The sequence below is a fragment of the Arthrobacter sp. TMP15 genome (assembly GCF_039529835.1).
Lineage (GTDB): Bacteria > Actinomycetota > Actinomycetes > Actinomycetales > Micrococcaceae > Specibacter.
On record NZ_CP154262.1, the window covers coordinates 313,904 to 326,016 of the forward strand.

Sequence of the window (12,113 nt, forward strand, 5' to 3'; positions counted from 1 at the left end):
CTGCACGTGTTGTGGGTGGGTGCGTAGTCGAGACCCATTTTTCGTCTACGCGGGGGTAGTTGATACTTTTTGCACGTGGTCTACCGGGTGCAAAAAGTATCAACTACCCCCGCGTTTGGTCGAAGTGATGCATGCTCTTCGTGGATGCGGGAAATCAAGTGCGGTGGCGGTGGTAAAATCAGCTAAGCAACCCCAAAATTTTTAGCGATACCGGTCTGAAACTTGACCGAAAGAATCGCAACAAACGGCGGCGCAACCTCGCCAGCCTGTCGCCCACTACAGCATAAAGTCTGGAATCCATGAGAAGAACTGCCCGCCAAACCCCGCCCGCCCTTGCCGATGGTGCCATGCGCATTGTTGCCCTTGGTGGTTTGGGGGAGATTGGCCGTAATATGACCGTCTTCGAATTCGCAGGAAAACTGCTGATCGTTGACTGCGGAGTTTTGTTCCCTGAAGAGCACCACCCCGGCGTCGATTTGATCCTGCCTGACTTCTCCTACTTGAAGGACAGATGGCAGGACGTGGTTGGCTTGGTGCTAACTCACGGCCACGAGGATCACATTGGCGGAGTGCCGTACCTGCTCAAGCACCGCGGGGACATCCCCGTGATCTCAGCCAAACTGACGCTGGCGTTCCTGAAGACCAAGCTGGATGAGCACCGGATCAAGGGCAAGATGATCCAGGTCAAGGAAGGCGACCGCCGCAAGTTCGGCCCGTTCGACGTTGAATTCCTGGCAGTAAACCACTCCATCCCGGACGGCCTTGCAGTTGCCATCCGCACGCCCGCCGGTTTGGTGCTGGAAACTGGTGACTTCAAGATGGACCAGTTCCCGTTGGATAAGCGCATCACTGACCTGGCCGGCTTTGCCCGCTTGGGAGAAGAAGGCGTTGACTTGTTCATGCCTGATTCCACCAACGCCGAAGTCCCTGGATTTTTGGCAGCTGAGGCTGACCTGATTCCAGCGATTGACCAGGTTATGCGCACCGCCCCGCGCCGCGTAGTGGTCTCCAGCTTCGCCAGCCACGTGCACCGCATCCAGCAGATCATCGATTCTGCGCACAAATACAACCGCAAGATAGCGTTCGTTGGCCGCTCCATGGTCCGGAACATGACCACTGCGCGCGAACTGGGATACCTGAAAATCCCGCGCGGCATGCTGGTAGAAGCCAGGGAACTGGAGAAGATGGCGCCGAACAAGGCTGTTCTGATCTGCACCGGTTCTCAGGGTGAGCCGATGGCTGCTCTGGCGCGTATGGCCAACGGCGACCACCAGATCAACCTGACAGAGGGTGACACCGTCCTGTTGGCCAGCTCATTGGTCCCGGGTAACGAATCCTCTATTTACCGGTTGATCAACGATCTCACCAAGCAGGGCGCAAATGTTATTCACAAGGGCAACGCGAAGGTTCACGTCTCTGGCCACGCCAGCGCCGGTGAACTCGTCTACTGCTACAACCTGGTCCGCCCGCGCAATGTGATGCCGGTCCACGGTGAGTACAGGCACTTGAAGGCCAACGCCGAACTTGCCATCCGCACCGGTGTTGATCCCAAGCACACTTTGATCGTTGAAGATGGCACCACGATCGACCTCAAGGACGGCGTGGCACGGGTGAGCGGTAGTGTTCCCGCCGCGTACGTCTACGTAGAAAATATGGTTGCCGGTGCCGCCACGGAGGAGTCCTTGCAGGACCGTCTCCGCTTGGGTGCAGACGGCGCTGTGACCTTATTGCTGATCGTCAATCCTGACACCGGCAGCATTGAAGAAGACCCGGAATTCTTCCCGGTTGGCTTCAACCTCACTGAGAAGGACCTGGAAAAGGCCACCGGCGTTGTGGAGAAGGCAATCTCCGGTCTCCGTGGCGAGAAGACGGGTCCAGTCGCAGAAAAGGCTATTGCCGATTCCTTGCTGCGCTGGTCGGACAGGGCGTTGCGCCGCAAGCCGGTCTACACAGTCATCATCGTGGAAGCGTAATCCGCACCACTGCAAGTTGCGTGCCGCCGTCGTTCTTCAAGAACGACGGCGGCACTTTGCTTTGCGCTGCAAACTTTGCCCTGGGTGCGGGCTAGTCTTCTGTGCGCAATTTGTCCATGTCTCGACGGTCCTTCTTAGTGGGCCGGCCGGTGCCGCGATCACGCTGCGGCAGACCAAGCGCCGGAAGGGCGGGGCGTGCGGGAGTGTGGTCGGTGAAGCAGTGCGAGGCGGCCTCGGCCCCGACGCGCTTGTTGATGAGCCTGCGGACCTCAAGGATTCTGTCGTAACCGGGTTGACGGACGCGAATAGTGTCCCCGGGGACAACTGTGTGCGCGGCCTTGGCGTTGGCGTCGTTGAGTTTTACGTGACCGGCGCGGCAGGCTGCGGTGGCCACGGAACGAGTCTTGTACGCGCGAATTGACCACAACCACGCGTCAATGCGCACCGAAGCGGGCGCGTTCTTGGGGATGCTCATAGTTCAACCACTCTATCGCGGGCACAGAATACGAAAAAAGCCGCCGTTTGGGAGATAAGCCACCCCGCGCGGGGTGGCTTATCTCCCAAACGGCGGCTTTTGCGAAAAAAGTTCAGTCCTGGTTGCTAAATGCGACGGGGACTCTCAAGGGGTGCAGCCCTGGGGACCGCAGGACTCGGCGGTTTCAGATCCTGAGTCAACCATTGTCAGCGGGTTGGCTTCCTGCCACGCCTCCTCGAGTGCTTGGCTGAACAATTCCGCCGGTTGGGCGCCGGAAATTCCGTACTTCCGATCGATCACAAAGAACGGCACACCGGTAACACCAATGGCACGTGCCTCGGCGAAGTCGTTGCGGACCTCATCGGCATACTTGCCGGTGTCCAGTGCCTCATTGATATCAACGGCGGAAAGACCCGCACGGGCGCCAATGCTCACCAGCGCCTCGCGGTCGCCGATGTCCGCACCGTGCTCAAAGTGCGCTGAGAGCAACGCTTCTTTAACAGCATCCGCCTTGCCGTGTGCGGCGGCCAAATGGAGCAGTTCGTGGGCGGAGAAGCTGTTCGCCACCACAATCTCTTCAAATTTGTAGTGCAGCCCCTCACCCTCAGCCGCATCCTTGACCTGGCCGAGCATGCCCATGAGCTGCTCGCGATCCATGCCCTTGCGCTCCACAAGGTAGTCCAGCTCGGTGCCGTCGTAGTGCTGGGGAAGTGTGGGGTCCAGCTGATAACTGCGCCACAGCACCTCCACCGAATCCTTGTGCGGGAACGCGTTCAGGGCGGTTTCAAAACGGCGCTTGCCAATATAGCACCACGGGCAAGCCACGTCGGAGAAAATTTCGATCTTCATACCTGCCAGAACCATGGCAACACGCCCGTTATTCCAGCCCAAGCACGACGGCGCTTGCCGGGTTCCATGTGAACCCGCCAAACGCCGTCGTACTTATGGATACTCACTATTAAGGTTGCTTCACCGGGACCCGACGATCGGGCCTGCAGTGGCTAGCGTCCGGGAAACAACCAAACTTATGCTGCCGCCAGCTGGTGTGTTCCGCTGGAGGCCTGCTCCGGTGTTGCGTGGAGGTAGTTGGCGTAGGCGGATGTGGTCAAGAAGGCCGGAAATTCCTCGCCCATGGCAACATCGGTGAAGATTTCCAGGGCATCGTCAAAACGGTCCGCATCGAATCGGGGAAGTTTGGCGAACTCCTCTTGAACCATCTCGTGGACCCAGTCGTAGGTAATCAGTTCCCCTGTGTCTGTGATGGCCTGGCTGTTGATCCACTGCCAGATCTGAGAGCGGGAGATCTCCGCGGTGGCGGCATCCTCCATGAGGTTGTTCAGGGCAACGGCACCGTGCCCGCGCAACCAAGACTCGATGTATTGGACACCAACCCAAATGTTGTCTCGGATTCCCTGTTCGGTGATATTGCCCAGGGTGCCGGCAACGTTCAGCAGTGCCCTGTCATCAAGCTCCACATCCTCACGCAGCCGGCTGATCTGATTGGGATTCCAGCCAAGGACCTCGTCGAAGACCTCCATGGCAACCGGAACCAGGTCAGGGTGGGCCACCCAAGAGCCGTCAAAGCCGTCATTGGCTTCACGGGTCTTATCGGCGCGAACCTTGTCCATCGCGTTGGCGTTGGCTTCCGGATCGCGACGGTTGGGCACAAATGCTGCCATCCCACCGATAGCCATGGCGCCACGGCGGTGGCAGGCCCTTACCAGCTGTTCGGTGTAGGCGCGCATGAACGGTGCTGTCATGGTGATTTGGTTGCGGTCAGGGAGTACAAAACGAGGCCCGCGGGTACGGAAGTTCTTGATCACTGAGAACAGGTAATCCCAGCGTCCGGCGTTCAACCCGGCAGCGTGATCACGGAGTTCGTAGAGGATCTCTTCCATTTCGAAAGCGGCCGTAATGGTCTCGATTAAAACCGTGGCACGGATGGTGCCCTGCGGGATGCCCAACAGGTCCTGGGCGTGGATGAAGATGTCATTCCACAGGCGGGCTTCCAAATGGTTTTCAATCTTTGGAAGGTAGAAGTACGGTCCCTTGCCCTGGGCGATCAAACGGTGGGCGTTGTGGAAAAAGTACAGCCCGAAGTCCACAACTCCACCAGCCATCGGCTTGGAATTGATCAGCAGGTGCTTCTCTGGCAGGTGCCATCCGCGCGGACGGACAACAATAGTGGGCAGGTCCTCCTGCGGGGCCAAACGGTATTCTTTGCCCTCGGGGCTGGTGAAATCAATGCGGCGTTCCAGCGCATCAATCAAGTTCAGCTGTCCACGGATTACGTTGCCCCAGGTAGGGGTTGAGGAGTCTTCCATGTCAGCCAGCCACACTTTAGCCCCCGAGTTCAGGGCGTTGATGGTCATCTTTTTATCAACCGGACCCGTAATCTCTACACGACGGTCTTCCAGCCCGGGTGCCGGCGGAGCTACTCGCCAGTTAGGATCTTCCCGGATAGTGGAGGTTTCGCGCAGGTAGCGAGGATCGGTGCCGCTGAGAATCTGGCGACGTCGAGTCTGGCGGGCTGCGAGCAGCTCGTGCCTGCGTGCAGTTGTTTTGCGGTTCAGTGCCGCAATGAAATCCAGAGCCTCCGGAGTCAGGATTTCATCCTGGCGGTGAATCGGCGGGGCTGTCAGTGTGATGCCGTTGAACGTAATTCCGTTCAGGCTGTTAGTCGAGTTCATGGGAATTCTCCAAGTCTGGTTCACCTATGAGGCAGCTGGGGAACAAAGCAGACCGGGTTGGACCTCTTTGCACCATCAACTGCCTCATAAATGAGAAAGGTGAAAGCTGTTAGTGGAACTGCTGGGCTTCGGTGGAACCAGCCAATGCGAGGGTGCCGCTGTTTGGGTTCAGGGCTGTCGCGACCAGATCGAAGTAGCCTGTGCCCACTTCGCGCTGGTGCTTGGTAGCGGTGTAGCCGCGTGCTTCGGAGTCGAATTCTCGCTCCTGCAGTTCGACGTATGAACTCATGCCTTCTCGGGCGTAGCCATGGGCAAGATCAAACATCGAGTAATTCAGGGAGTGGAAACCAGCCAGTGTGATGAACTGGAAGGTGTATCCCATGGCGCCAAGCTCCCGTTGGAACTTTGCGATTGTTGAGTCATCCAGGTGTTTTTTCCAGTTGAATGACGGTGAGCAGTTGTAGGCGAGCATCTGGTCAGGGAATTCGGATTTGACGGCTTCGGCAAACTTTTTCGCATGCTCCAGATCGGGGGTTCCCGTCTCCATCCAGATGAGGTCGGAGTACGGGGCGTAGGCGCGGGCCCTGGCAATGGAGGGCTCCAGACCGTTCTTGATGTGGTAGAAACCTTCTGCTGTGCGCTCGCCGGTTACGAACTGCTGATCGCGTTCATCCACATCTGAGGTGATGAGGGTGGCGGCTTCGGCATCAGTACGGGCAATGATGACTGAAGGTACGCCGGCAACGTCGGCTGCCAGGCGTGCAGCGTTCAGTGTCCGCACATGTTGGGAGGTGGGAATGAGAACCTTGCCGCCCAAATGGCCGCACTTCTTCTCGCTGGCCAACTGGTCTTCCCAGTGCACACCGGATGCGCCGGCAACGATCATGGATTTCATGAGCTCGTAGGCGTTCAACGGACCACCAAAGCCGGCTTCGGCGTCGGCCACAATCGGCACTAGCCAATCATCAACACTTTTCAGACCCTCGGAGAATTCGATCTGATCCGAGCGAAGCAACGCATTGTTGATGCGGCGCACAACCTTGGGCACCGAGTCCACCGGGTACAGGGACTGATCAGGGTAGGTATTGCCGTTTGAGTTGGCGTCAGCAGCAACCTGCCAGCCGGAGAGGTAAACGGCCTTCAGGCCAGCCTTGACCTGCTGGACTGCCTGATTTCCTGTCAGGGCACCCAGTGCGTTGGTGTAGCCACCCGGGGCGGCGTTGCGCAGCTGATCCCACAATTTTTCGGAGCCGCGACGGGCCAGGGTGTGCTCTTCTTGGACCCGGCCGCGGAGCTTAATCACATCGGCGGCAGGGTACGAGCGTTCGAGGCCGGACCAACGGGGGTTGGCTGCCCACTCGAGTTCGAGGGCTGTGGCCGCCTGTGCATTGGTCTGCTCGGGCGTCGTTGCGGGTTCGAATGCTGCAGTCATGGTGATGGCTCCTTGTTGGGGGTGTCCTTTGCCGAAGTCACGGGCTCAAACTCGTCTCTGAGGTTGTAGAACCACGTTCTTTCTTCGTGATTTCAACTATTCAGGTGTTTTCGGCCCAAAGCTAGTGGTCTTTAGTGGAAAGATTCGCATTTCTTCGCATATACTCAAGAAATGGCTAATACGGGTTGGTATGTGGGCAAAACACCGGCGCTGCGAGGCGAGGGTGCGGGTGAATTGGATATCATCTCGCTGGGCAGGAGGGTCCGCCATCTGCGCAAGAATCTGGGCATGACACTGGATGATTTGGGTGCGAAAGTAGGGACCGCCCCGTCACAACTTTCTCTCATTGAGAACGGCAAGCGGGAGCCCAAGCTAACCCTGCTGCAGCAACTGGCGGTGGCACTGGGAGTTGGGCTTGAACAACTGCTGGGAGCGGAGCCGCCAAACCGACGGGCGGCTCTTGAAATTGAGCTGGAGCGGGCGCAGCGGGGTCCGCTTTATCAGTCGCTGGGATTACCCACAGTGCGCGTGGGTTCGCGGCTTTCCACGGAAGTTTTGGAGTCGCTTGTTGGTCTGCAGCACGAGCTGGAACGCCGCCTTGATGAGCAGTCGGCCACGCCGGAAGAAGCGCGGCGGGCCAACAATGAGTTGCGGATGGAAATGCGTGAACGCAACAACTATTACCCGGAGATTGAACGTCAAGCTCAAGACCTGTTGAAAGCTGTGGGGCACGACAGGGGCCCGTTGTCCCACCACGTGGCTGCAGACGTGGCGGAGCACCTTGGTTTTGACCTGCATTATGTGGGAGATTTGCCACATTCAACCCGGTCAGTAACGGACTTGAAGAATCGCCGAATTTATCTCACCCAGGGTCAGCGATCGGATCATGACCCCCGTTCGGTGCTGCTGCAGGCACTGGGGCACTACGTTTTGGGGCATAAGACTCCCCGTAACTACGCAGACTTTTTACGCCAGCGCGTTTACACCAATTATTTTGCCGCTTCACTGCTAATGCCAGAACGCGCCACTGTCAGCTTCCTCAAAGAAGCCAAGGCAGCTAAAGAGTTGGCCATCGAGGACATTCGTGATGCCTTCGCTGTTTCATATGAGACGGCAGCTCACCGGTTCACTAATCTAGCCACCGAACATTTAGGCATCACCACACATTTTCAAAAAGTGCATGAATCCGGGATCATCCACAAAGCGTATGAGAATGACGACGTGAACTTCCCCGCCGATCACACAGGTGCCATCGAAGGGCAGGCGGTGTGCAGATTCTGGACCTCACGAGCCGTTTTTGACGTGCCAGATAAGTTCAGGGCCTTTAATCAGTACACCGACACAGAGGTGGGAACGTTCTGGTGCACCGCCCGGACGGAAAAGCATTCCTCGGGTGACTATTCACTGAGCATCGGGGTGCCTTATGCGCATGTGAAGTGGTTCCGTGGCCGGGAAACCACTGAGCGCTCGGCATCCAAATGCCCTGATCCTTCATGCTGCCGTCGCCCGCCGGAGGAGCTTTCGGCTGAATGGGCGGGGCTTGCTTGGCCGTCAACGCGCGCCAACTCACACTTGCTGGCAGCCATGCCCCAGGGAGCGTTTCCAGGCGTTGATGAGACTGAAGTGTACAAATTTCTGCAGGCCCACCAAGGGAGGTAAAACGGGCTAGCTAAGGGGCAAGGCGCAATATGTTCCACTGATTTTCCTCTGACGTTCACTTGGTCTAGGGTCCCTATCCGACGGCGCCGCATAGCGTGAAGGTGTCAAGGGCAATAAGGCTCCCAAACGTGAGGAACTTTCATGAGCACGCAACAATTCCCCGTCGTATTGACCACTGAAGGCGCCGCCGCCGATAACGAAGATGTTGTTGGCGACAACGTTTCAGTGGTGAACGAGATGTACTTGGCGCTGTTGAACGCCGATGAGATCGCACCCAATGCCTTGCGCAGCTACTTCGTAGACTTTTACCTCACCGCGGCGCTCGACGGCGGATTCGCCCAGTATGTTTTCATGACACCAGACCGAGAAGAGCTCGATGGCTACATCCGGGAAGGGCTGGAAGGCATGGGGGCGAAAGGGCATCTGGAACTTTTCAACCGTACCGCGGCACTTTATGAACTCCTCTCCGAAGCCGATACTGCCGCTTACCTTGAAGATGAAGTAGATCAAAGCGCTGACCGCTCTGATGGTGTTGCAGCGCTTGAAGCCCTTGATAGTGAATTTGAAGAACTGCTGGAAACCGAGGACGTCACTGGTCTGAACGCGCAGTGGCTGCGCGGTCAGGATGGGCTGCTGATACTGAACGCCGACGATCTGAGGGCTCACATCGAAGCCCGCGTTGGCACTGTGACAGACCTTGAAGAGCGTCGAATGGAAGCTGAACTAGAGGATGCCCCCGAGTTTGAGCTGATCATTCGTGAACTTTGTGAGCTGGCAGGCCACACCTTGGAGAAGATCATCATGGGAGATCCTCACTACGCCCGCAACGGCGACACCGTTTTAGCCTGGCACTTCAGGACTAACAAGGGCGATTTTATTATGCTCGACGACGACATCGAGGCTGTCATGATTGATCCTGCAACGAGGCAGACCCTTGCAACTGTTGAGTTTGACCCGGCAGACCTCGCCTAAGGCTGGCACGCAAGGGGATTTTTTCGAAAAAAGGGAAAGCCGTCGCGATGTAATAAAGTCAACGGATGGAAGATCTCAAATTCACGCACACAACCGCCATCAAAAATGCGTGGGCGGCTATGCCCTTTGCTCCCGGCATCTACAAGTGTTATCTCACCGGTGCCATGCCGAAGGGTATGAGCTGGCCTGCTGAATTGAGCCCGCTCAAACGTGGAGACCTGATATATGTGGGACGAGCCACGAACTTGCGCAGCCGTGCCCGGCACCACAATGTGCAGACATCTAAGTCCACTTTTCGCCGTTCGTTGGCGGCGCTTCTGGGACTGCAGGCGCAATGGCATGGAAAGTCAGCGCACCCACGGCTGACAGATGCTGACGAAGAGGTCCTGAGTAATTGGATGGTGGGTAACCTGGGGATGTCATTCTGCGTTGTTGAGGACTTGGAGCGCCTCGCCAGTCTTGAGGATGCTATGCGCGTGGAGCTGTGCCCACCCTTGAATCGTGATGGCAGCACCCCGGTTCAGTTGCACGTTTCAGCCGTTGCTAGCGCCGGACAACGGGGGGCCCTTCGCGACAAGGGCTGAACCTCTTGACCCTGAATCTCTTGACCCTGGCGCCAATCCCCCGAATGCTGGCAGGTACCGGCAAGCAGCCGGTCCAGCAAGGGGCCCGCGCCGAGGATGAAACGTTCGGTGCCGCACTAAAGACGGGTGTTCCGCAGCTTCTGGAGACGGCGGCCACCCACGCAGCACATCCTCAGCCATGGTGTGTCTCAGATAGTGGTCGGCGATCACGCCCATCCCAATGGCCAGCACGTTGATCACCCCAAACAAGGCCATCACCTCTGGCATCTTCAAGTGGCAGGGTTGCGTGATCTGTCACACACAATTATGCTTAGTGTGCGCTATTAGAACGTTGTGTTCAAATAGTGAACACCTTGAGGGTGGTGGTGAATGAGCCGCCCCAGTGCAACGAGGAGAACCCTGTGCAATTCCACCACCACGGATACGTTTCCGGTGACCCGCGCATTCACGAGGCAGCAGGGACCGGGATCGACCGCCCTGAAGAGCTGCCCGAGCAAGTGGATGTTTTGATTGTCGGATCGGGTCCGGCCGGCATGCTCACCGCCGCCCAGCTTTCCCAGTTCCCCGACATCACCACGCGGATCGTGGAGCGCCGGGGAGGCCGTCTGGAGATTGGCCAGGCGGATGGCATTCAGGCTCGCAGTGTAGAAACGTTCCAGGCTTTTGGCTTTGCCGAGCGGATCATCGCCGAGGCGTACCACATCACGGAGATGGCGTTCTGGCGCCCGGACACGAAGGATGCCACACGCATTGTGCGGGGCGGCCGCGCTGTTGACGACGCGACAGGGATCAGCGAATTCCCGCATCTGATAGTGAACCAGGCCCGCGTGCTTGACTACTTTGCCGAAGTGGCACAAAACTCACCCGCCCGCCTGACACCCGACTACGGCTGGGACTTCCAAACGCTTGAGGTTGCCGATGAGGGCGAGTACCCCGTCAAGGTTACCCTCGCACGCAGCGCCGGCCCGGACGAAGGATCCGTTCGCGTGGTGCACGCCAAGTACGTCGTCGGCTGCGACGGGGCCCGCAGCAAGGTCCGCGCGTCGATCGGTGCCACCATGGCGGGAGACAAGTCCAACCACGCATGGGGCGTCATGGACATTTTGGCCAGCACGGACTTTCCGGACATCCGGACCAAATGCGCCATCCAGTCCCACACTGGCGGAAGCATCCTGCTGATCCCGCGCGAAGGAGGCTACCTGTTCCGTATGTACGTGGACCTCGGGGTTGTGCCCGAAGATGACAACGGTGCCGTGCGCAACACCAGCATGGAGGCGATCATCTCCAAGGCCAACGAAATCCTCCACCCTTACACCCTGGACGTGCGTCATGTTGCGTGGAACAGCGTGTACGAGGTGGGGCACCGCCTGACGGACCGCTTTGATGACGTCCTCTTGGAGGACATAGGGAGGCGCACCCCGCGTGTTTTCATCACCGGAGACGGCTGCCACACGCATAGTGCCAAGGCCGGTCAGGGGATGAACGTCTCCATGCAGGACGGCTTCAACCTCGGGTGGAAACTCGCTCACGTCCTCGACGGGCGCAGCCCCGAGACCCTGCTGTCCACATACTCGGCTGAGCGTCAGGTGGTGGCCAAGAACCTCATCGACTTCGATAAGGAATGGTCAGCGCTGATGGCCAAGAAGCCCGAGGAGTTCCAGAATCCAGCGGAGTTGGAGGACTACTACGTGCGCACGGCCGAATTTCCGGCTGGGTTCATGACCGAATATGCGCCGTCGCTGATTACCGCTGATTCCGTGCACCAACATCTTGCCGTCGGTTTCCCGGTGGGCAAGCGCTTTAAATCCACATACGCTTCACGCATCTGTGACACGAACCCGATTCACCTTGGCCACCACGCCACCGCAGATGGCCGTTGGCGTATCTACGTCTTTGCCGACCCGGCCCTGCCAGGAACCGGCTCACCGACCGACGCCCTGGCGCAATGGCTCTCCACGGCGCCGGATTCACCCCTTGCGGTAACACCGGCAGGGCTCGACGCCGATGCCTGGTTTGATGTGAAGGTCATCTACCAGCACAAACATGAAGACCTCGACATCAACGCCGTTCCAGCAGCGTTCAAGCCGCTCGTGGGACCATTCCAGCTCACCGATTACGAGAAGGCCTATGGGATCATCCCCGGCAACGACATCTTTGATGTGCGCGAGATTGACCGCACCGGTGCCGTCGTCGTGGTGCGCCCGGACCAGTACGTGGCCAACATCCTGCCGCTGACCGCCACTGCCGAGTTGGGCACATTCTTCGCGCAGATCCATTCGGGCCAGCGCGTTTAGCAGGGCGGTGTTTCGTTAAGGGCAAAAGCTGTGA

General features: G+C 58.3%; 9 protein-coding genes. 5 read left to right on the plus strand and 4 right to left on the minus strand.

The features are described from left to right. Window positions 1-299 precede the first annotated feature (299 nt). Window positions 300-1,973, plus strand: a complete 1,674-nt coding sequence (locus tag AAFM46_RS01385) for a ribonuclease J (protein ID WP_283531302.1) — start codon at window positions 300-302, stop codon at window positions 1,971-1,973. 91 nt (window positions 1,974-2,064) lie between these two features. Here the strand turns inward: AAFM46_RS01385 and AAFM46_RS01390 are convergent, their stop codons facing one another. From AAFM46_RS01390 to aceA, 4 genes are all read right to left on the minus strand, one after another. After that, entirely contained in the window at window positions 2,065-2,448 is a 384-nt protein-coding gene (locus tag AAFM46_RS01390; protein WP_343319124.1) for an RNA-binding S4 domain-containing protein, read from the minus strand. 144 nt (window positions 2,449-2,592) lie between these two features. Beyond that, a complete protein-coding gene (locus tag AAFM46_RS01395; protein WP_343319125.1) occupies window positions 2,593-3,297 on the minus strand; it encodes a DsbA family oxidoreductase in 705 nt (234 codons plus the stop codon). A 176-nt stretch (window positions 3,298-3,473) separates the two neighbouring features. After that, window positions 3,474-5,138, minus strand: a complete 1,665-nt coding sequence (gene aceB / locus AAFM46_RS01400) for a malate synthase A (protein ID WP_343319127.1) — start codon at window positions 5,136-5,138, stop codon at window positions 3,474-3,476. Between the two features lie 109 nt (window positions 5,139-5,247). Further along, window positions 5,248-6,570, minus strand: coding sequence for an isocitrate lyase (aceA, locus tag AAFM46_RS01405; RefSeq protein ID WP_283531306.1), 1,323 nt, complete (start codon window positions 6,568-6,570; stop codon window positions 5,248-5,250). A 171-nt stretch (window positions 6,571-6,741) separates the two neighbouring features. Between aceA and AAFM46_RS01410 the strand changes: the two genes are divergently transcribed. The 4 genes from AAFM46_RS01410 to AAFM46_RS01425 all read left to right on the plus strand — a co-directional run bounded on the left by AAFM46_RS01410 (window position 6,742) and on the right by AAFM46_RS01425 (window position 12,079). Beyond that, window positions 6,742-8,229: a helix-turn-helix domain-containing protein gene (locus tag AAFM46_RS01410; RefSeq protein ID WP_283531307.1), complete on the plus strand. Its 1,488-nt coding sequence runs from the start codon at window positions 6,742-6,744 to the stop codon at window positions 8,227-8,229. 141 nt (window positions 8,230-8,370) lie between these two features. Next, window positions 8,371-9,201 carry a hypothetical protein gene (locus AAFM46_RS01415; protein ID WP_283531308.1) on the plus strand — a complete coding sequence of 277 codons (831 nt, stop codon included), beginning with the start codon at window positions 8,371-8,373 and terminating at the stop codon, window positions 9,199-9,201. Window positions 9,202-9,266: 65 nt separating this feature from the next. After that, a complete protein-coding gene (locus AAFM46_RS01420; RefSeq protein ID WP_283531309.1) occupies window positions 9,267-9,785 on the plus strand; it encodes a GIY-YIG nuclease family protein in 519 nt (172 codons plus the stop codon). Window positions 9,786-10,186: 401 nt separating this feature from the next. Next, window positions 10,187-12,079 carry an FAD-binding monooxygenase gene (locus AAFM46_RS01425; RefSeq protein ID WP_343319129.1) on the plus strand — a complete coding sequence of 631 codons (1,893 nt, stop codon included), beginning with the start codon at window positions 10,187-10,189 and terminating at the stop codon, window positions 12,077-12,079. The last annotated feature ends 34 nt before the right edge of the window (window positions 12,080-12,113 follow it).